At 71.3% G+C, this 20,852-nt stretch carries 19 protein-coding genes; 14 read left to right on the forward strand and 5 right to left on the reverse strand.

Features of this window, described 5'->3' with window-relative positions; translation table 11 throughout:
• Window positions 1-128 precede the first annotated feature (128 nt).
• The 6 genes from AOK23_RS06420 to AOK23_RS06445 all read left to right on the forward strand — a co-directional run bounded on the left by AOK23_RS06420 (window position 129) and on the right by AOK23_RS06445 (window position 7,205).
• Window positions 129-935: a rhamnogalacturonan acetylesterase gene (locus tag AOK23_RS06420; protein WP_055711771.1), complete on the forward strand. Its 807-nt coding sequence runs from the start codon at window positions 129-131 to the stop codon at window positions 933-935.
• Window positions 936-993: 58 nt separating this feature from the next.
• Window positions 994-2,301 carry a pectate lyase family protein gene (locus tag AOK23_RS06425; protein WP_055711772.1) on the forward strand — a complete coding sequence of 436 codons (1,308 nt, stop codon included), beginning with the start codon at window positions 994-996 and terminating at the stop codon, window positions 2,299-2,301.
• The gene (locus AOK23_RS06430; protein ID WP_055711773.1) at window positions 2,301-3,419 is read left to right on the forward strand and encodes a pectinesterase family protein; all 1,119 of its coding nucleotides are present in this window, start codon (window positions 2,301-2,303) and stop codon (window positions 3,417-3,419) included. The genes AOK23_RS06425 and AOK23_RS06430 overlap by 1 nt, the downstream gene beginning before the upstream one ends.
• Window position 3,420: 1 nt before the next feature.
• Window positions 3,421-4,452: a pectinesterase family protein gene (locus AOK23_RS06435; RefSeq protein ID WP_055711774.1), complete on the forward strand. Its 1,032-nt coding sequence runs from the start codon at window positions 3,421-3,423 to the stop codon at window positions 4,450-4,452.
• Between the two features lie 356 nt (window positions 4,453-4,808).
• A complete protein-coding gene (locus AOK23_RS06440) occupies window positions 4,809-5,921 on the forward strand; it encodes a right-handed parallel beta-helix repeat-containing protein (RefSeq protein WP_055711775.1) in 1,113 nt (370 codons plus the stop codon).
• Window positions 5,922-6,050: 129 nt separating this feature from the next.
• Entirely contained in the window at window positions 6,051-7,205 is a 1,155-nt protein-coding gene (locus tag AOK23_RS06445; protein WP_055711776.1) for a right-handed parallel beta-helix repeat-containing protein, read from the forward strand.
• A gap of 101 nt (window positions 7,206-7,306) precedes the next feature.
• Here the strand turns inward: AOK23_RS06445 and AOK23_RS06450 are convergent, their stop codons facing one another.
• From AOK23_RS06450 to AOK23_RS06460, 3 genes are all read right to left on the reverse strand, one after another.
• Entirely contained in the window at window positions 7,307-8,992 is a 1,686-nt protein-coding gene (locus tag AOK23_RS06450; RefSeq protein WP_055711777.1) for a rhamnogalacturonan lyase B N-terminal domain-containing protein, read from the reverse strand.
• A gap of 153 nt (window positions 8,993-9,145) precedes the next feature.
• Window positions 9,146-10,015, reverse strand: coding sequence for a hypothetical protein (locus AOK23_RS06455; protein WP_055711778.1), 870 nt, complete (start codon window positions 10,013-10,015; stop codon window positions 9,146-9,148).
• On the reverse strand, window positions 10,012-10,614 hold the full coding sequence (locus tag AOK23_RS06460) for a SigE family RNA polymerase sigma factor (protein ID WP_055711779.1): 603 nt from the start codon (window positions 10,612-10,614) through the stop codon (window positions 10,012-10,014). Before AOK23_RS06460 ends, AOK23_RS06455 begins: the two co-directional genes overlap by 4 nt.
• Window positions 10,615-10,885: 271 nt before the next feature.
• Between AOK23_RS06460 and AOK23_RS06465 the strand changes: the two genes are divergently transcribed.
• Window positions 10,886-12,337, forward strand: coding sequence for an NCS2 family permease (locus AOK23_RS06465; protein WP_055711780.1), 1,452 nt, complete (start codon window positions 10,886-10,888; stop codon window positions 12,335-12,337).
• A gap of 76 nt (window positions 12,338-12,413) precedes the next feature.
• Here AOK23_RS06465 and AOK23_RS06470 read toward each other — a convergent pair whose 3' ends face one another.
• Window positions 12,414-13,865, reverse strand: coding sequence for a peptidoglycan D,D-transpeptidase FtsI family protein (locus tag AOK23_RS06470; RefSeq protein ID WP_055711781.1), 1,452 nt, complete (start codon window positions 13,863-13,865; stop codon window positions 12,414-12,416).
• A gap of 120 nt (window positions 13,866-13,985) precedes the next feature.
• The gene (locus AOK23_RS06475; RefSeq protein ID WP_055514882.1) at window positions 13,986-14,759 is read right to left on the reverse strand and encodes an IclR family transcriptional regulator; all 774 of its coding nucleotides are present in this window, start codon (window positions 14,757-14,759) and stop codon (window positions 13,986-13,988) included.
• 145 nt (window positions 14,760-14,904) lie between these two features.
• Between AOK23_RS06475 and AOK23_RS06480 the strand changes: the two genes are divergently transcribed.
• From AOK23_RS06480 to AOK23_RS49450, 7 genes are all read left to right on the forward strand, one after another.
• Window positions 14,905-16,434 carry an aldehyde dehydrogenase (NADP(+)) gene (locus tag AOK23_RS06480; protein WP_079049333.1) on the forward strand — a complete coding sequence of 510 codons (1,530 nt, stop codon included), beginning with the start codon at window positions 14,905-14,907 and terminating at the stop codon, window positions 16,432-16,434.
• Window positions 16,435-16,497: 63 nt separating this feature from the next.
• Window positions 16,498-17,106 (forward strand): DUF1349 domain-containing protein, encoded by a 609-nt coding sequence (locus AOK23_RS06485; protein WP_055711783.1) that lies wholly within the window; start codon window positions 16,498-16,500, stop codon window positions 17,104-17,106.
• A gap of 108 nt (window positions 17,107-17,214) precedes the next feature.
• Window positions 17,215-17,727: a GNAT family N-acetyltransferase gene (locus tag AOK23_RS06490; RefSeq protein WP_206336134.1), complete on the forward strand. Its 513-nt coding sequence runs from the start codon at window positions 17,215-17,217 to the stop codon at window positions 17,725-17,727.
• A gap of 117 nt (window positions 17,728-17,844) precedes the next feature.
• Entirely contained in the window at window positions 17,845-18,561 is a 717-nt protein-coding gene (locus AOK23_RS06495; RefSeq protein WP_055711784.1) for a DsbA family oxidoreductase, read from the forward strand.
• 178 nt (window positions 18,562-18,739) lie between these two features.
• Window positions 18,740-19,792: an aminotransferase class V-fold PLP-dependent enzyme gene (locus tag AOK23_RS06500; RefSeq protein WP_055711785.1), complete on the forward strand. Its 1,053-nt coding sequence runs from the start codon at window positions 18,740-18,742 to the stop codon at window positions 19,790-19,792.
• A 45-nt stretch (window positions 19,793-19,837) separates the two neighbouring features.
• The gene (locus AOK23_RS06505) at window positions 19,838-20,446 is read left to right on the forward strand and encodes an RNA polymerase sigma factor (RefSeq protein WP_055711786.1); all 609 of its coding nucleotides are present in this window, start codon (window positions 19,838-19,840) and stop codon (window positions 20,444-20,446) included.
• Window positions 20,447-20,525: 79 nt separating this feature from the next.
• The coding region (locus tag AOK23_RS49450; RefSeq protein ID WP_240496284.1) for an anti-sigma factor family protein at window positions 20,526-20,852 on the forward strand (327 nt) is incomplete at its 3' end.

Raw genomic sequence — 20,852 nt, forward strand, 5'->3', positions numbered from 1 at the left:
CCGGTCCGTTTCTGCTGGTCGCGCAGTTCCCCGCGCCCCTGGAAGAAGGGGCGCGGGGGCACCCACCCATATGAAAGGCACCGCACAACCTTCGTATCCCGCACGCCTGTTGAGAAAGGCACCCGCACGTGTCCCTCACCCGTAGACAGGTCACCACCGCGGCGCTCGCCGCGGTTCCGCTCGCCGTCGCCGCCACCGGGCCCGCGTCCGCCGCCGTCTCCTCCGGCCGGGTCCGCCGTGAGCCCACGGTCTACCTCGCCGGCGACTCCACCGCCGCCCAGAAGTACGCCGACGCCCGGCCCGAGACCGGGTGGGGCATGGCGCTTCCGTTCTTCCTCCGTACCGGGCTGAAGGTCTCCAACCACGCCGTGAACGGGCGGAGTTCGAAGAGTTTCATCGACGAGGGGCTACTGGACGTCGTCCTGGGGGCCATCCGCCCCGGAGACTTCCTGATCGTCCAGTTCGGTCACAACGACTCCAAGGTCGCCGACCCCACCCGGTACACCGAGCCGTGGACCACCTACCAGGACTACCTGCGCCAGTACATCGACGGCGCGCGGGCGCGGGGCGCCCGACCGGTCCTCGCCACCTCCGTGGAGCGCCGGAAGTTCGACGCGGGCGGGGTGGCGCAGCCGACCCACGGCGAGTACCCGGCGGCCATGCGCGCCCTCGCCCAGGAGGAGGGGGTCGCCCTCCTCGACATCCAGGCGCTGTCCCTCGCGCTCTGGCAGAAGCTCGGGGTCGAGGAGACCAAGAAGTACTTCAACTGGACCGAGACCGAGCAGGACAACACGCACTTCAATCCGCCGGGGGCCATCGCCGTGGCGCGGCTGGTCGCCTCCGAGCTGTTGCGGCGCCGGGTGCTCGCGCCGCGCGACGTGCGCCGGCTGAACGAGACGGTCCCCGAGTCCTGGATCACCTGGCCCCAGGCGTAGCACTCCGCCCCTCCACGGGCGCCCTCTTCCCCCTTGTTCTTGAAAGGAACCCGCACCCATGCGTGCTCATGTCTGGCATGCCCATGCCATTACTGCCTTCGCCGGCTGCACCGCCCTCGTCCTCGGGGTCACCGGGACCGGCGTCGCCCAGGCGGGGTCCCGTGACCTCGGCCGGCAGGTCCTTCCCGCCGGTGACGGCTGGGGCTCGGCCGAGGGAGGCACCAGCGGGGGCTCGGCGGCCGACGCCGAGCACGTCTACACCGTCACCACCTGGGCGGAGTTCAAGGCCGCGCTCAGGGACGGCGGCGACGCGCCGAAGATCATCAAGATCAAGGGGATGATCGACGCCGTCTCCCAGGGCTGCGACGCCTTCGTCACCGGCGGATACGACCTCCAGCAGTACCTGAAGGACTACGACCCGGCCGTGTACGGCAACGACAAGGTCGCCATGGGCCCGCAGGAGGACGCCCGGGTCGCCTCCGCCGCCCGGCAGGACGCGGAGATCAAGGCCAACATCCCCAGCAACACCACCATCGTCGGCGTCGGCAGGAACTCCGGCATCCTCGGCGGCAGCCTCCAGATCAAGGGCGTCCAGAACGTCATCATGCGCAACCTCACCATCGAGGCGCCGCTGGACTGCTTCCCCAAGTGGGACCCCACCGACGACAACCGCACCGGCAACTGGAACTCCGAGTACGACGCGGTGGTGGTCTACGGCACCCACCATGTGTGGCTCGACCACAACACGTTCACCGACGGGCGCTACCCGGACAGCGAACGCCCCGTCTACTTCGGCAAGGTCTTCCAGCAGCACGACGGCCTCACCGACATCGTGCGCGGCGCCAACCACGTGACCGTGTCCTGGAACCGCTTCGAGAACCACGACAAGAACATGCTGATCGGCAACAGCGACGGTTCCGCCTCCCAGGACGCCGGCAAGCTCAAGGTCACGATGCACCACAACCGCTTCGACGGGATCCTCCAGCGCTCCCCGCGCGTGCGGTTCGGACAGGTCGACGTCTACAACAACCACTACGTGGTGAACGAGGAACAGAAGGACGACTACTACGTCTTCGGCGTCGGCATCTCCTCGCAGCTGCACGCCACCGACAACGCCATCACGCTGCCCGCCGGGGCCAAGGTCGGCAAGGTCCTGAAGAAGTGGAACGAGTCCCCGCTGACCGCCGAGAACAACCACGTCAACGGCAGGCTCACCGACCTCATCGCCGTCCACAACGCGGAGATCCCGGCCGAGACCCTCCAGTCCGGGGCCGGCTGGACGCCGACCCTGCGCAGGAAGGTCGACTCGCCGCGCGCCGTGCCCGCGATCGTCAAGGCCCAGGCGGGCGCGGGAAAGGTCTGCTGATGACCGATCGAGGGACAGCCCTGAGCAGACGGTCGTTCGTCCTCGCGAGCGCCGGGGCCGCGCTCGCGCTCGGGACGGCGGCACCGGCCCACGCCTCCCGCGGCCGGTCGCCCTTCGGACGGTACGGCTCACCGGACCACCGGCTCGACGAGCGGACGCTGTACGTGCACGCCGGGGGCGCCGGGGACTTCACCACCGTGCAGGCCGCCGTCACCGCGGCGACCGGCACCGGCCACACGCTGGTCGTCGCACCCGGCGTCTACCGGGAGACCGTCGCCGTGAGCACCGCCCGCAAGGACATGACCTGGATCGGTGCCTCCGGCGACGCCCGCGACGTCACGGTCGTGTACGACAACGCGGCCGGCACCCCCAAGCCCGGCGGCGGCACCTACGGTACGACCGGATCGGCGACCACCCTCGTCCAGGGCGACGGGTTCACCGCGCGGGACATCACCTTCGCCAACGACTGGCTGCGTGCCGACCACCCCGGGATCAGCGGCACTCAGGCCGTCGCCCTCAAGGTGCAGGGCGACCGCTCGGCGTTCGTGCGGTGCCGGTTCCTCGGGCACCAGGACACGCTGTACGCCGACTCGATGGCGCTCGGCACGTTCGCCCGCCAGTACTTCCGGGACTGCTACGCCGAAGGGGACGTGGACTTCGTCTTCGGCCGGGCCACCGCGGTGTTCGAACGCTGCCGCTTCCACACCCTGACCCGGACGGACCTCGCGTCCGCCCCGTACGGGTTCGTGTTCGCGCCGTCCACCGCGGGCGCCAACCCGCGCGGCTATCTGGTGACCCGGAGCCGGATCACCAGCGGGGCCCCGGACGCCCACTACAAACTGGCCCGGCCGTGGGTGCCCAGCTCCGACACCACCGCCAGGCCCATGCTGACCGTCCACGAGAGCCGACTCGGAGCCGGCATCGACGCGGTGTCCCCCTACACCACCATGTCCTCCGGCTTCCCCTGGCAGGACCAGCGGTTCGCGGAGTACCGGAACACCGGCCCCGGCGCTCGGATCACCGTCCCGGAGAACCGGCCCCAGCTCACCGCGGAGGAGGCCGCCGCGCACACCCGCGAGGCGTACCTCGGCGACTGGGCACCCTGGGAGGGGTGCTGACGTGCGCCGGCGCACCCTCCTCACCGGGATCGCCGGCGGCCTCGCGGCCGCCGGCGCCACCCCCGCGTCCGCCGACGCCCGCCGCCGGGTCCTGCACGTCCGGCGCGGCGACTCCGTCCAGGCCGCCGTGGACGCGGTGGACGGCCCCGGCTGGATGATCGTGGTGCATCCGGGCACCTATCGCGAGGTCGTCGACATCCCTGTCAGCAAGGCGGAGTTGACACTTCGGGGCGCCTCCCGCGACCCGCGCGCCGCCGTCATCGTCTTCGACCGGGCGGGCGGCACGCCCAGACCGGAGGGCGGCACGTACGGCACGGCGGGCTCGGCCACCTTCACCTCCGCCGCGCCCGGACTGACCGTGCGTGACGTGACCCTCGCCAACGACTGGCTGCGCGCCGACCACCCCGACATCACCGGGACCCAGGCCGTGGCCGCGTACGTCACCGGGGACCGCAGCCACTTCGAGAACGTCCGCCTCCTCGCCCACCAGGACACCCTCTTCGCGGACACCACCGCGCTCGACGTCTTCGACCGGCAGTACTACCGCCGCTGCCACATCGAGGGCGACGTCGACTTCGTCTTCGGCCGGGCACGGGCGGTCTTCGAGTCCTGCCGCTTCCACACGCTCCAGCGGGACGTCTCGTTCACCCCCAAGGGCATGGTCTTCGCGCCCTCCACCGCCCGTGCCAACCCCTACGGGTTCCTCGCCCTGCGGGGCCGGATCACCTCCGGCGCCGAGCACGGGGCGTACAAGATCGCCCGCCCCTGGGTCCCGTCGTACGAGACGACCGCCTGGCCCTCCCTGGTCGTCCGGGACACCTGGATCGGCCCCGGCATCGACGCCGTCGCCCCGTACACCAACATGCGCGAGGCGTACCCGTGGCAGACCATGCGCTTTCGCGAGTACGGCAACTCCGGTCCGGGCGCGGCCGTCACGGTGCCCGAGAACCGGCCGCGGCTCACCGAGGCCGAGGCCGCCCTGCACACCCGGAGGACATATCTGGGGGACTGGAGGCCCGATGGGTGCCGGTGAGCCGGGCGCCGACGGCGACCCCGCGGGGGGTGTCCCCGGCCCGTCGACCCGGGCAGGACCGTGACGGGTTCGGGCGCCGCGCCTTCGTCACGGCGGCGTCGGCCGCCGCGATGCCCGCCGGGACCGGGACCGGGACGGCCGCCGGGGCAGCCGCCGGGTCGGGCGAACCCCCGGCCCTCGCCGGTCTCGCCGGTCTCGACGGCGCCCTCCCCGACTTCCACCCCCTCCTCAAGGAGGAGCTCCACCTGGCCCGACCTCGGCCATGTGTGCACCGCGCCCCAGCAGGACGAGGTCGTCGCATGGCTCGACTCCGTCCTGTGAACCACCCCACCCGCACGAGAAAGGAACCGCTCTCCATGTCTCGTCGTACCACTCTCGCCCTGGGCACCGCCCTGGCCGTCGGCGCCGGGCTGGCGGTGCTCCCCACCCAGGCGCACGCCGCGACCGTCGTCGTCAACACCACGACCGCCCTGTCCAACGCCCTCAAGAACGCCACCCCGGGCACGGTCATCCAGGTGCGCGGCGGCACGTACTACCCGACGGCCACCCTCCAGTCCACGGCGAACGGCAGTTCCTCCAGCCGGATATACCTCCAGCCGTACGGCTCGGAGACCGTGAAGATCGACGGTTCGAACCTCCCCGACGGCGACTGGATCTTCAAGCTGACCGCGGACCACTGGACCGTCTCCGGGATCACCTTCCAGAACTCCCCGGACAGCGCGGTCGTCTGCCAGTCCTGTGCCTCCACGGTCTGGGACACCATCAAGACCATCAACGGCGGCGACTCCGGCTTCACACTCACCGGCGACGGCACCACCAACAACACCGTCCGCAACATCGACTCCTACGGCCACTACGACCCGGCCAACCACGGGGAGAACGCCGACGGCATCGCCGTGAAGTTCGGCTCCGGCGGCGGCAACCTCATCACCGGGGCCCGTCTCTACAACAACGCGGACGACGGCCTGGACTTCTGGTCGTTCTCCTCGCCCGTCACCGTCGAGCACACCTGGGCGATGGGCAACGGCAAGAACCGCTGGGGCGACTCCGCGTTCGCGGGCGACGGCAACGGCTACAAGCTGGGCGGCGACGGCGAGACCGTGGCCCATGTCATCAACAACTCGGCGGCCTGGGACAACGCCGGCAACGGCTTCACCGAGAACAGCAACAAGGGCGCCATCGTCATCAACCGCACCACCGCCTACGCCAACGCCAAATGGGGCTACTACTTCGCGACCGGCGCGGCCCGCCTCGGCAGGAACCTGGCCGTCGGCAACGGCTCCGGTGCGGTCACCAAGGGCTCGTCGGTCGTCTCGTCCGGCAACACCTGGGACTCCGGCGTCTCCACGCCCGCGTTCCGCTCCACCAACGCCTCAACGACGTACAACGCCCGCCAGTCGAACGGCGCGCTGCCCGCGACCACGTTCCTGACCACGGGCAGCACGACGATCGGGGCGACGATGGACTGAGCCGGACTTTCGAGAACTTTCGGCGATGCGCGGCAACCTTTCGCCGCGGGGCGACGACCAGTGACAGAAGCGGGCCGGGGCGGCCCCTCCGGCCCGCTTCGCTCCTCGTCCCCCGAGAAAGGAACCCCCGTGCGTCACAGCATCGGGCGCCATCGCAGAACCGGCACCCTGTCGATCGCGGCCGCCGTGGCCGTCGCCTCGGGGGCGGGCGGTGTCCTTCTCGGCCTCTCGAACAGCGGTGCCCGGGCCGCCGCGACCACGGTCACCGTCTCCAGCACCGCGTCGCTGGAGTCCGCCTTCGCCCGGGCCACCGCCGGTACGACCATCAAGGTCCGCGGCGGCACCTACCGGCCCACCCGGACCCTGAAGTCCACGGCCGACGGCACCCCCTCGGCCCGGATCACGCTCACCGCGTACGGGGACGGGAAGGTCAGGATCGACGGCTCCGCGCTGCCCGCCGGGTCCTGGCTCGCCGCGATCCACGGCGACCACTGGACCGTCTCCGGGATCACCTTCCAGAACTCCCCGGCGCAGGGCTTCGTCGCCACGTCGTCCGTCGGCGGGATCTTCGACAACCTCGTCACCGCCAACAACGGCGACTCCGGCTTCACCCTGCGCGGCGACGGCACCACCGGCAACCTCGTGCGGAACCTGGACAGCCACGGCAACTACGACGCCGCGAACCACGGCCAGAACGCCGACGGCATCGCCGTGAAGTTCGGCTCCGGCACCGGCAACCGGATCACCGGCGCCCGCCTCTACGACAACGCGGACGACGGGCTCGACCTCTGGCAGTTCTCCTCGCCCGTCACCGTCGAGCACTCCTGGGCCTTCGGCAACGGCAGGAACCGCTGGAACGACAGCGCGTTCCAGGGCAACGGCAACGGGTTCAAGCTGGGCGGCGGCGGTGCCTCCGTCGCCCACTCCGTCCACGACAGCGCGGCCTGGGACAACACGCTGCACGGCTTCACCGAGAACTCCAACACCGGGGCGATCCGGCTGCACCGCAACACCGCCTACTCCAACCGGGCGGACGGGTTCTCTTTCGCCACGGGGAAGGCCCGGCTGACGCGGAACCTCGCGGTGGGCAACGGCACGGGGAAGGCCCGGCTGGGTCCGCGCACGGTGTCGGCGGACGACAACTGGAACAGCGGGGTGGCCACACCGCCGTTCAGGTCCACGGACGCCCGCGCCGTGTACGGGCCGCGTGGCAGGGGTGGTGCGCTGCCGGTCACGGCGTTCCTGACGACCGGCTCCACGGCCTTCGGCTCGACGATGCGCTGATCCGGGAGAAGGGCGCCCCCCGCCGGTCGTCACCGGCGGGGGGCGCTTGTCGTGCCGACCGAGGGGGGCTCAAGTCGGCACCACTGCCGGCCGAGGGGGGCTCAGGCCAGCAGGTCCACACAGTCGAACGAGGTGCCCGGGCTCAGGAAGGCCGTGCCGCTCGATCCACTGACGACATCGATCTTCAGTACGTTGTACCCACTGGTGTTCGACTTCCATGCACTGGCGGGGACCTGGAACGTGAACATGTGGTTGTTCCCCCGGTACGAACCCGTGGTCAGGGAACGCGTCGAGGGCTGCTTGGGCGGCGCCGGGACCGGCGACACCCACTCGTTGACCGTCACCCGCGGCCGGCCGTTCGAGAACGCGTCCGTGACCCCGATCCTCAGCGTGTGCGCGGCGGCGGCCTGCGCGGCGGTCAGCTTGAAGTACACGCGGACCCCGTTGTTCACGTCCTGCCACACATACGCCGGGAACGTCGCGGCCTGGTCGCCGCCGCCGAGGGTGACGTCGCCCGTCCACTTCGCGGCACGGCCGTCGGAGGGGTGCGCGTACGTCATCAGCTCGGCGTTCTTGAACCCGCGCGGCGTGCCGTCCCAGTCGCCGAGCCGCCACAGAGTCCTCGCCGCGGACGGATCCCCGGTGATGGTCAGGGTGTTGAGCGCGGTGGAGCCGCCCGCCGTCACCGTCACCTGCCGGGTGTGCACGGCCAGCTCGCCCTTGTAGACGGTCAGGGTGTACGTGCCCGGCAGCATGCCCTTGCAGGAGAAGGCGCCGGTGCCGGCCGCGGCCTTGGTCCAGTACTGGGCGTCGGCGTTGGCGAAGCCGACCGTGTAGGCGTGCTTCGGGTCCATGCCCTTGAGCCCGACCCCGGCCACCTTGCCGCGTCCCGCCCTGCCGACCCAGCCGGTGATGCCGAGGCCGTCCACCCAGGAGGTGTCCAGCCGGTCGTGGGCCAGGGCGGGGGAGGGGGCGCCGCCGTCGGTGAAGGCGAGGACGTACGGGCCCTGGAGGCCGAAACGTTCCGGCTCGGTCTGGGCCTGGTTGTAGTGCAGGATCTCGTAGAGCCCGGCGCCCTTGTCGTTGGAGTGGCGCAGCAGCGAGCGGTAGAAGGGGCCGCCGGACGCCTTCTCGTGGTTGGAGCGGACGAGCCACAGGCCGACCTCGCCGGTGGTGAACCCGATGTGGTCGTAGTCGATGACCCGCTTGCCCGAGTAGTGCTTGGAGTGGGTGGTGCCGTCCGCGCGCCGCCACACGTCGCCGGCCTCGATGACGTGGTCGGAGCTCTCGATCCAGGAGTCCGGGCCCTCGTTCGGGAACACGCCCGGCTTGAGACGGACGAGGAAGCGGGTCGCGGTGAAGGAGGCGTCCGCCTTGTGCGTCCACAGATGGATGGTGCTCTGGCCGCTGCGGGCCGCGTACCACTGGGTGATCGCGCCGTGCACGGCCTTGACCAGGATGGTCTGCCCCGACTGCCGGAGCGTGACGGCGGCGCTGCCGAGGCCCGACTCGACGTGCGAGTGCCTGCCGCCGTAGCCCTCGTACTCCTTGCCCCGGTAGCGCAGGGAGGTGAGGTCGCCGGTGGTCTTGGAGACCTTGAAGACCAGGCCGCCGCCCGTGTCGACGACGAGGTTGCGGCCGTCGTCGGAGTGTCCGAAACCGGCGGCGGACGCCGTGGAGAGGAGGCCGGTGCCACCCGCGACGGCGGCGCCGGTGGCGGCCACGCCGATCGCGGTGGCGCCGAGCAGCCGTCTGCGGGACAGGCGTCGTCTCTTGTGCGTGCTCAAGGGGCATGCTCCGGGAATGGTGGATTCCGTATCGCTCGTACGTGAGAGCAGATGACAGGAACCGGCAGCCGGTTCCCTCCCGCTCTCACGTCTTCCGGTCGCCACCGGCGGCCAAAGGGTTGCCGCCCCGCGAAATTTTTTCCGCGGGATCTTCTACGAGTCGCCGTCGTCCGACGAGTCGCCCTCGTCGTGGCCCTCGAAGTCGCCCGCCACCGCGAACTCCTCGCCGTCCGCCTTCGCGGTCATCGCGTAGCGGTCGTCGCTCGCGTCCCGGCCACCGCGCTCGTGGTTGTACTGCCCGGCGAAGACGAACTCGCCCTTCGGGACCGTACGGCCGTCCTTGAGCACCCAGGTGTAGACCAGGAAGCCGCCGTCCTCCGCGACCGTCAGGTCGAAGTCCTGTTCCGGCAGCGACCGCCAGGCGCCGGACGAGGAGACCCCGCCGGTCTCGGCGACCCGCAGCTGGACGGTGAGACTGGTGAGCTGCTCGCTCGTCCTCAGGGTCAGATTGCTCTGCGCCCAGAAGTCGTTGCTGTGCGGGTCGACCGAACCGGCCGACCAGAGCGGACCGTCCTGCTCGTCCCCCGAGGAGGGCAGCTTCGGAACGGGGGAGTTCTTGGCCGACGGCGTGCTCGACGGCTCGGAGCTGGGCTCGCGCTCCTGCTTCGACCCGCCGCGGCTCGGCTCCGGGTCCGGCGGGATCGGGGCCCGGCTCGTCGCGGCCGGGGACTCCTCCGGCGTCGGCGACACCGCGACCGTCTGGTCGTTCGGCCGCTCCTCGCCCTTCACCGCCGACGCGACGGCGTAACCACCCACCGCGAGCACCCCCGCGACACCGGCGGTCGCGCTGACCACACGCACCCAGCCCCACAGCGGCGGCCGTGTGGCCTTCCGGCCGCGGCGTCGCTCCTCGGGGGCCGCCATTCCGCGTTCGATCCGGGCCAGGATGCGGGCGCGGTCGGGCTCGTGCGCCTCGGCCGACTCGCGCAGCCGGGCGCGCAGGTCCTCGTGCACGTCCCTCATCGGTCCCTTCTTCCGCTGCCCGGCGCACCCGCGCCGGTCACCCTCGCGCCCGTGACACCCGCGCCCGAGATGCCGGCGGGCATCCGCTTCGGGGCGTCCCCGGTGCCGAGCAGCTTCCGCAGCTCGGCCATCCCCTTGGACGTCTGGCTCTTCACCGTACCGACCGAGACGCCGAGGGCGAGCGCCGTGTCCTTCTCCGAGAGGTCGAAAGCATGCCGAAGCACCACACACGCCCGCTTGCGGAACGGCAGCCGGCGCAGCGCCGACTGCATGTCCACCGCCCCGGGCACATCGGGATTCTCGGTCTTCTCCTCGCGCTGTGACCAGAACAGTGTGATCCGTCGACGCTCCCGCACCGCGCTGCGGATCCGGGTACGGGCCAGGTTGGCGACCACACCGCGGGCGTACGCCACCGGGTGCTCCGCCGCGCGGACCCGGTCCCAGCGGTGCCACATCGCGAGCAGCGCGTCCGCGGCGAGATCGTCCGCCGCGTCCGCCTCGCCGGTCAACAGATGGGCCAGACGGGACAGTTCGGCGTAGTGCCGTTCGAAGAAGTCGTGGAACTCCACGGAGGCTGCGTCGTCGACGACCGTGCCCACGGGCGACCTCTCTCCTCGCTTCGGCGTGCAGGCACCGGGACCGGGCGCCTGTGCGTGTCGTGTGAACGACACGTGATCCTCCGGGGCTTCCCCCTACGAGATCCGGAAGAGTAGCAGTGATCGTGAACGAACTTCGTACGAGCCTTCGAACGCTGTCTTACGGGGCGAACGTCGATTCCGTAACACGGAGAAAACCTGAACCGGGTTCAACGACGGAACAATCCAGCCAGCACCCGCGCGTAGTACACACACGTCACTAGGAGCTCCGCCCATGTCCGACGCACAGAAGGTGGCCGACCGGCAGAGCACCCCGCCATCCGGGGTGAGCAGCGTCGATCGCTTCTTCAAGATCACCGATCGGGGATCCACCTTCGCCCGTGAGATACGCGGCGGCCTCGCCACGTTCTTCACGATGGCATACATCCTTGTCCTGAATCCCATCATCCTGGGCAGCGCCAAGGACAAGTACGGCCACACCCTCGACGGCGCCGAACTCGTCACCGCCACCGCCCTCGTGGCGGCCGTGATGACGATCATCATGGGCGTCGGAGGCAACCTGCCGCTCGCGCTCGCCGCGGGCCTCGGACTCAACGCGGTCGTCGCCTTCCAGATAGCCCCGCTGATGAGCTGGCCCGACGCGATGGGCCTGGTCGTCCTCGAAGGCCTGCTGATCTGCATCCTGGTGGTCACGGGCCTGCGCGAGGCCGTCATGCACGCCATACCGCAGCCGCTCAAGCAGGCGATCAGCGTCGGCATAGGCCTGTTCATCGCCTTCATCGGCTTCGTCGACGCCGGGTTCGTCACCCGCATCCCGGACATCGCGAACACCACGGTTCCGGTACAGCTCGGCGCGGCCGGTTCGCTGTCCGGCTGGCCCATCCTGGTCTTCTGCCTCGGCGTCCTGCTGACCATCGGCCTGCTCGCCCGCAAGGTGAAGGGCGCGATCCTGATCAGCATCCTGACGATGACGGTCGTTGCGATCGTGATCAACTCGGTGGCCGACATCAAGAGCTGGGGCCTGACCACCCCGAAGGTCCCCGACGACCTCGTGGCCGCCCCCGAGTTCGGACTGATCGGCGACTTCAGCCTCTTCGGCTCCTTCGGCGAGACCACCGTCATCACGGTCGTCCTGCTGGTCTTCACCCTGCTGCTCTCGGACTTCTTCGACACCATGGGCACCGTCGTCGGTGTCAGCGCCGAGGCCGGTCTGCTCGACGAGGAGGGCAAGGTCCCGAACCTCGGCCGGGTCCTGCTCATCGACGGCGCCGCGGCGGTCGCCGGCGGCGCGGCCTCCTCGTCCTCCGCGACCTCCTACATCGAGTCCGCGGCGGGCGTCGGCGAGGGCGCCCGCACCGGCTTCTCCAACCTGATCACCGGCGGCCTCTTCGCGGTCGCCCTCTTCCTCACCCCGCTGCTGACCATCGTGCCGATGCAGGCCGCCGCCCCCGCACTGGTCGCCGTGGGCTTCCTGATGATGACCCAGGTCAAGAACATCGACTGGGACCGGTACGACATCGCCATCCCCGCGTTCCTCACGATCGCCGTGATGCCGTTCACCTACTCCATCACCAACGGCATCGGCGCCGGCTTCCTCGCCTACGTCCTCATCAGGACGGTCCTCGGCAGGGCCAAGGAGATCCACTGGCTGCTGTGGGGCACTTCGGCGCTGTTCCTGGTGTACTTCGCGATCAACCCGATCCAGCAGCTGTTCGGCGTGCGGTAGACGCCATGAAGGAAGGGCCGCCCCTCGGGGGGAAAGGGGCGGCCCTTCGTCTGCGGACGGTCCTCGACCGGTGCCCTCAGTCCTTCAGCGCCGCCCGCATCGCGGCCTTCGCGACCGGCGCCGCCAGCCCGTTGCCGCTGACCTCGGAGCGGGCCGCGTTCGACTGCTCCACGACCACCGCGACGGCGACCTCCTTGCCGCCGGCCTTCGCGTACGACGTGAACCAGGCGTACGGCGTCTTGCTGTTCTTCTCGCCGTGCTGGGCGGTACCCGTCTTGCCGCCCACGGTCGCCCCGCCGATCCGCGCGTTCGTGCCCGTGCCGTCCTCGACGACCGTCTCCATCGCCGACCGCAGCTGCTTCGCGGTGGACGCGCTCACCACCTGCTCGGTGCCGGCCTCGGAGTCGTAGTCCTCCAGCACATCGCCGCCGCCGTCGGTGATCTGCGACACCATGTGCGGCGCCAACAGCTTGCCGTCGTTGGCGATGGCCGCCGACACCATGGCCATCTGCAGCGGCGTCGCGGTGACGTCGTACTGCCCGATCCCGGTCAGCGCGGTGGACGACTCGTCCATGTCGGACGGGTACACGCTGGTGTACGCCCGCACCGGCATGTCCTGCTCCGTGTCGTCGAAGCCGAACTTCTCGGCCATCGCCCGGACCTTGTCCTGGCCCAGTTTGACGGCCATCCGCGCGAACACGTTGTTGCACGAGTACTGCAGCGCCGTACGGATGGAGGCGTTCTCGCAGGGCGCGTTCGGGTTCTCGTTGCTCAACTCGGTCTTCGTGCCCGGCAGGGTGTACGGGTCGGGGCTGTCCGTCCGCACGTCCACCGACGGGTACAGCCCGTCCTCCAGCGCGGCCGCCGCCACGACCAGCTTGAACGTCGACCCCGGCGGCAGCGGCTGCCGCAGCGCCCGGTTGGTCAGCGGCTTGTCCGGGTCCGCGGTGAGCTTCTTCCAGGCCGCGCCCGCCGAGTTGGCGTCCGTGAGCGACGACGGGTCGTACGACGGCGTCGACACCACCGCGAGGATCTTCCCGGTCTTCGGGTCGATCGCGACGGCCGCGCCCTTCTTGTCGCCGAGCGCCTCGTACGCCGCCTTCTGCACGGACGGGTCGATCGTCGTGATCACGTCGCCCGGCTCGGACCGCTCGCGGATCAGGGTGTCCAGCACCGTCTTCAGCCGGGGGTCCGTGCCGTTGAGCAGGTCCTGGTAGATGCCCTCCAGTTGCGTGGGCGCGTAACTCTGCGAGGCGTACCCCGTCACCGCCGCGTACAGCTCGCCGTCCTTGTAGGTGCGCTTGTAGGCGAGGTCGCCGCCCTTCGTCCGCGCGGAGCCGGTGACCGCGTCACCGCCCACGATGATGTTCCCGAGCGGCGCCGCGTACGTCTCGATCGCGTTCCGCCGGTTGGCCTTGTCCTCCGCGAGCGCCGTGCCCTCGTAGAACTGCACCCAGGTCGCCCGCACCAGCAGGGCGAGCACGAGGAGCAGGGTGAAGACGGCGCTGCGCCTGATCGTCTTGTTCATCGCACCCGGACAGACGAGCGGAATACGGTCGGTCGTTCCCTTCCGTCCCGGTTCTCATGAGGTCTTCATGTGCCCGGAGGGGGTCCGTCCGTCGTCTGCCGAGGGGCCCGTGCGTCCAGGTCAGAGTCTGCGGGTCGCCAGCGTGAGCCGGTCACGGGCGTCGAACAGGGCGTCCTTGACCAGCTGCTCGTGCGCCGGGGTGAGCCGGGCCACCGGCACGGAGCAGCTGATCGCGTCACGGGCCGGGGTGCGGTACGGGATCGCCACGCCGAAGCAGCGCAGACCGAGGGTGTTCTCCTCGCGGTCCACGGCGAAGCCCTGCTCACGGACCTGGTGGAGCTCCTCGATGAGCTGCTCCCGGTCGGTGATCGTGTTCTCGGTGAGCGCCGGGAGGGTCTCCGGGAGCATCTTGCGGACCTGCTCGTCGGTGTGGGTGGCGAGCAGCGCCTTGCCGAGCGAGGTGGAGTGGGCGGGCAGCCGCCGGCCGACCCGGGTGAAGGGCCGCAGATAGTGCTGCGACTGCCGGGTGGCCAGATAGACGACGTTGGTGCCGTCGAGGCGGGCCAGGTGGATGGTCTCCGTGGTGTCGTCCGAGAGGCGGTCGAGCGTGGGGCGGGCCAGCGCCACCACCTCGTCCCCGTCGATGTACGAGGTGCCGACGAGGAGGGCCCGAACGCCGATGCCGTACCGCGTACCCGTCGCGTCCGTCTCGACCCAGCCGAGCTCCACCAGGGTGCGGAGCAACATATAAAGGCTGGACTTGGGATAGCCGACGGCCTCCTGCACCGCCGCGAGGGAGTGCATTCCGGGGCGTCCGGCGAAGTATTCGAGCAGTTCGACGGTCCGTACCGCCGACTTGACCTGCGCTCCGCCGCCCGTCTCGACTGCCGACATCGCCCTTGACCCCTTCGTTCGACGGGAAATAGTCTCCAACACCATATTCATCATTGAAGACGGCGTTCAGCATATCGAACGACCTTGGTGAATGACCCAGACAATACCCCTGGGAATGACCCAGAAATACGTGGAGGGACCCGCGGTGGCAGCAGCACCAGTCTGGAGTGTCGACCCCCGAACCGGGAAGCAGCGCGAGCAGGTTGCGGTGGAGGCCACAGCCCAGGAGGTGGACGCCGCCGTCCGCGCGGCCCACGCGGCCCGGGGCGCCCTCGCCGACCGCACCGTCCGCTCGGCGTTCCTGCGCACGGCGGCCGACCAGCTCCAGGCGGCCAAGGAACAGCTCGTCGAGGTCGCCGACGCGGAGACCGCGCTCGGCCCGGTCCGGCTCACCGGTGAACTCGCCCGCACCTGCTACCAGCTGCGGGCCTTCGCCGACATCGTCGACGAGGGCGCCTTCCTCGACGTGGTGATCAACCACCCCGACGACACCGCGACCCCGCCCATCCCCGACCTGCGCCGCTACAAGGTCCCGCTGGGCGTCGTCGCCGTCTACTCGGCCTCCAACTTCCCCTTCGCCTTCTCCGTCCCCGGCGGCGACACCGCGAGCGCGCTGGCCGCCGGGTGCCCGGTGGTCGTCAAGGCCCACCCCGACCACCCGGCGCTGTCCGAGCTGGTCGCGATCGTGCTGCGCCGTGCCGCCGCCGAGCACGGCATTCCCGAGGGCGTCCTCGGTCTCGTCCACGGCTTCGAGGCGGGCGTCGAGCTGGTCAAGCACCTGCTGGTGACCGCCGCCGGCTTCACCGGCTCCGTACGCGGCGGCCGGGCCCTGTTCGACGCGGCGGCCGCGCGGCCGGTGCCGATCCCGTTCCACGGCGAGCTGGGCTCCCTGAACCCCGTCCTCATCACCGAGGCCGCGGCGGCCGAGCGCGCCGAGGCGATCGGCTCGGGTCTCGCGGGCTCCATGACCCTCGGTGTCGGCCAGTTCTGTGTGAAGCCGGGGCTGGTGCTGGCGCCGGCGGGCGACGCCGGTGACCGGCTGGTCAAGTCGCTCACCGACGCCGTCAGCGACGTCGACGCGGGTGTCCTGCTCGACCACCGGATGCGCGACAACTTCCTCGCCGGTGTCGCCGAGCGCGCGGAGCTGCCGGACGTGGAGTCGCCGGTGACGGCGGGCGCGGGCGGCGAGCACACCGTCAGCCCCGGCTTCCTCACCGTCCCCGCCGGCAAGCTGGCGTCCGAGGGCGAGCACGACCTGCTCCTGGAGGAGTGCTTCGGGCCGCTCACGGTCGTCGCGCGCTACGAGGACGAGGACGAGGCCAAGTCGGTGCTGTCCCGGCTGCCGGGCAACCTCACCGCCACGGTGCACCTGTCCGGTGAGGAGGCCGCTGGCGAGGGGCGCGGCCCGGAGCTGCTCGCGGAGCTGACGCCGCTGGCCGGCCGTGTGCTGGTCAACGGCTGGCCGACGGGTGTGGCCGTCGCCGCGGCCCAGCACCACGGCGGGCCCTACCCGGCGACGACGTCGACGTCCACCTCGGTGGGCGGCACGGCCATCGAGCGGTGGCTGCGGCCGGTCGCGTACCAGGGGGCACCGGAGGCGCTGCTGCCGCCGGAGCTGCGGGACGACAATCCGCTGGGACTGCCGCGCCGCTTCAACGGCGCGCTGGAGCGGTAGGCCGCCTTCCCCGCGCCCTCAAAAGGGGCGCGGGTGCCGGACGGGGGCTGCAAGAATCCCCCAATGGATCTCGAACTTCCCGAACTCCCTTTCCCTCTTCGTACGTATGGGCCCGATGGACACTGGTCCTACGAGGACGGGGTGCTCACCGGGTGGGCCGGCGCCCGGCAGGACCGGTTCGTGCCGCCCACGGACGAGGGGCTGGACCCCGTCACGGACGCGCCCAGGCTGCTGGGGGCGCCGGAGGGGGACTTCCAGTTGATCGCCCGCGTCACCGTCGGCTTCGCCGCCGGGTTCGACGCGGGCGTGCTGTATGTGCACGTCGGGGAGCGGGCCTGGGCGAAGCTGTGCCTGGAGTACTCGCCGGACGTCCCCACCGTCTGCACGGTGGTCACCCGTGGACACTCCGACGACGCCAACTCCTTCACCGTGGAGGGGAGTTCGGTGTGGCTGCGGGTCAGCCGCACGGGCCGGGCGTTCGCCTTCCACGCCTCCCGCGACGGCAAGCACTGGACGTTCGTCCGGTTGTTCACGCTCGCCGGGGAGCGGGAGAGCGGGGCCGCCCTGGTCGGGTTCATGACGCAGTCCCCGATGGGGGAGGGCTGCGTGGTGACGTACGACGGCATCGAGTTCCGTCCGAACTGGCCCGAGGACCTGAGGAACGGCAGCTGAGGGGCGGGTGCGGGGGCGGCCACGGCGCCCGGTGACACCCCCGGCCACGGCGCCCGGTGTGTCACTCCCGGCCGGAACCGTCGCGACGTCGCGCTCGTCCTCCTCCGCATGATCAAGGACCGTGTGGAACGAGTGACCGGAGCGCGTGTGATCAGGACCGTGCTCCCCGCCGAGCTCCATGACGTCGTCGCGCTGCACGCCCGCGCCCGCGCGACGTACTATCCGGACGGCGTCCCCGACGACGGCACGGACTGGCTCGCCGGCTGGCGGCGGGCCGTCGAGCGACCGGACGGCCGTGTGCTCTGCGCCGTGGAGCACGGCCGGATCACCGGCATCGCCTCCTTCCGCACGGCGGAGGACGGCCCCGCCGACACGGTGTACCTCGCCCAGCTCCATGTGGACCCCGACCAGTGGCGCCGCGGCACCGGCCGGGCCCTGCACGCGGCATGCGTGGAGGAGTGGCGGGCCGACGGCAAGCGCACGGCCACGCTCACCGTCCACGTCGACAACCACCGGGCGCGGGTCTTCTACGCCCGGCTCGGCTGGACACCGGACCCCGAGAACCCGCCGGCCCCGGACGACCACCATCTGCTCCTCACCTATGCGGTCACCGGGGGGTGAGCCGGAGCGGGGGCGGGGCGTGGGAATGAGACGGGCTGCTTGAACGTTCATCCATCGCAGAAGCGGAGCGCGCCGCCTCCGTCCACCCGTACCCGTACGACCGAAGAGAGCTGACACATGCGCGTCGAGATCTGGAGCGACATCGCCTGCCCCTGGTGCTACGTGGGCAAGGCCCGCTTCGAGAAGGCGCTCGCGGCCTTTCCGCACCGCGACGGCGTCGAGGTGGTGCACCGCTCCTTCGAGCTCGACCCCGGCCGCGCCAAGGACGACATCCAGCCGGTCCTCACCATGCTGAGCAAGAAGTACGGGATGAGCGAGGCGCAGGCCCAGGCCGGCGAGCACAACCTCCGCGCGCAGGCCGGCGCCGAGGGCCTCGACTACCGGGCGGAGGGCCGCGACCACGGCAGCACCTTCGACATGCACCGGCTGCTGCACCTCGCCAAGGAGCACGGCCGGCAGAGCGAGCTGCTCCAGCTGCTGTACCGGGCGAACTTCGCCGAGGAGCGGTCCGTGTACGCCGACGCGGACGAGTTCCTGATCGAGCTGGCCGTCGAGGCAGGGCTCGACGAGGGCGCCGCCCGCCAGGTGCTGGCCGACCCCGCCGCGTACGCGGACGCCGTCCGCGAGGACGAGAGGGAGGCGGCCGAGCTGGGCGCGAACGGAGTGCCGTTCTTCGTGCTGGACCGCAAGTACGGGGTGTCCGGCGCGCAGCCCGCCGAGGTGTTCGAGCGGGCGCTCGCACAGGCGTGGGGCGAGCGGCCGCCGCTCCAGGTGATCCAGGAGGACGCCGCGGAGGCGTGCGGGCCCGACGGGTGTGCGGTGCCGTCCCGGTGATCGCCGTGGGGGTGCGGTGATCTGCGGTCCGCGGCTGCGCGGGTGGTTGCTCGCGCAGTCCCCGTGTCCCTTTGGCGGCGCTGAGGTGCTGGTCGGGCCGGATATATAAGCGATACTTTGGTGAATCGCGTAAAATCTCTCAATGGACGGGGAGGTCTTCGGGCCCCACAGTGGAGGCATGGAGACCTTCGAGAGCCTCGTCCGTGCCGAGTTCGCACCGAAGAACACCTATCTGAACACCGCCAGCACCGGTCTGCTGCCCGCCCGGACGGTGGCCGCGCTGGGGCGGGCCGCGCTGCTGCGGGCCGAGGGCCGGCCGCTGGACCCGCTGTTCGACGACGTGGAGGCCGCGCGGGCCGCGTTCGCCCGGCTGGCCGGGGTGCCGGCCGGGCGGGTGGCGGCCGGGACGTCGGTCGCCGCGCACACCGGGGTGGTCGCCGCGTCGCTGGCGCCCGGCGCCGAGGTGCTGACCGCCGAGGACGACTTCACCTCCGTCCTCAACCCGTTCCACGTCCGGGGCGACCTCAAGGTGCGGGCCGTGCCGCTGGAGCGGCTCGCCGAGTCCGTCCGCCCCGGCACCGCGCTCGTCGCGGTCAGCGCCGCCCAGTCCGCCGACGGCCGGATCGCCGACCTGCCCGCGCTGCGGGAGGCGGCGCGGGACCACGGGGCGCGGACCTACGTCGACTTCTCCCAGGCCGCCGGATGGCTGCCGATGGAGGCCGACGCGTACGATTTCACCGTCTGCACGACCTTCAAGTGGCTGCTCGGTCCGCACGGCGCGGCCTTCCTCGTCGTGCCCGAGGACTTCGGTGGGCTGACCCCGGTGCTGGCCGGCTGGGTCGCGGGGGAGAACCCCTGGGGCAGCTGCTACGGCCCCGTCACCGAACTCGCCCGCTCCGCCCGCCGCTTCGACCTGACCCCGGCCCTGTTCACCTACGCCGGACTGCGCCACTCCCTCGCGCTCGTCGAGGAACTCGGCGTGGCCGCCGTCCACGCCCATGACCTCGCCCTCGCGGACCGATTCCGCGCGGGGCTCGCCGCTCTCGGCCACGAGCCCGTGCCGGCGCCCGGCTCGGCCATCGTCTCCGTGCCCGGACTGGGCGTGCGGCAGCCCGAGTTGAGCGCGGCCGGCATCCAGGTCTCCGACCGTGCGGGCAACCTGCGCGTCGCCTTCCACCTCTACAACACGGCGGCGGACGTCGACCGGGTCCTGGACGCCCTGTCTTCCTGAACCACTGGCGCGAGCCCGGCCGGGACGCTAGGAAGGGCATCAGGGATGGTGGTGCCGGTGGAGCCGACGCTCGAACAGTCGTCCATCGATGTGGAGTTGCATCGGCGGCTGGTGTACGGGGACGAGTCCGCGCTGCGTGAGGCCTACGCGGCGTACGGGGCACTCGTGCGCCGGGTGGCCGTCCGGGTCACCCGCAGTCAGGCGGCGGCCGAGGACGTGGCCCAGGAGGTCTTCGCCCAGCTGTGGACCAGCCCGTACGGCTTCGACGCGCGGCGCGGCTCCCTGCGCACCTGGCTGTCGATGCTCGCCCACCGGCGGGCCGTGGACTGGGTGCGCAGCGAGGCCCGGCACCGCAAGGACGCCCAGGCGGACGACTCGGCGCTGCACACCATCCCCGACGCCGGACCCGGACCGCACGAGACGGTCGTCGACCGCGAGCGCTCCCTGCTGCTGCACACGGCCCTCGCCGAACTCCCCCGCACCCAGCGGGAGGTGGTCCACCTCGCCTACTTCGCGGGCCGCACCTACCGCCAGGCCGCCGTGGAGCTGGGCATCCCCGAGGGCACCGCGAAGACCCGGCTCCGCTCGGCCCTGCGCAAACTGGCGGAGTCCCTCGCGGATCCACCGGACCCGGCAGCGGCGAGGGGCGCGTGATGACGGCCCCTCACCGCACCGCCGGGGCCGTGCGGGCCCTGCGTATCGTGGCAGCGGCACGGCGAAAGGGCGGCGCGCGATGACCAACGACCACGACGGCGTACGGGAGCTGCTGGCCGCCTGGGCGGTCGGCGCGCTGCCACCCGCCGACGCCAGGGCCGTACCGCTCCACCTCGCCGACTGCGAGACCTGCGCGGCGGAGGCCGAACGACTCCGGGCGACCGTACGGCTGCTGGACGGCACCCCCGGCCCGGACGCGGGGGCGAGCGGCGCCCCCGGTGACGTGCGCGACGGGGCCGCGCGGGCCGGTCAGGGGCGCGGTGGGGATGCGCCAGCCGGTGAGGGACCTGGCGGGGACGCGCGCGCCGGTGAGGGACGTGGAGATGCGCGCGCCGGTGAGGGGGGC

Origin of the sequence: Streptomyces torulosus (genome assembly GCF_001419765.1) — a bacterium.
GTDB classification, from domain to species: domain Bacteria; phylum Actinomycetota; class Actinomycetes; order Streptomycetales; family Streptomycetaceae; genus Streptomyces; species Streptomyces torulosus.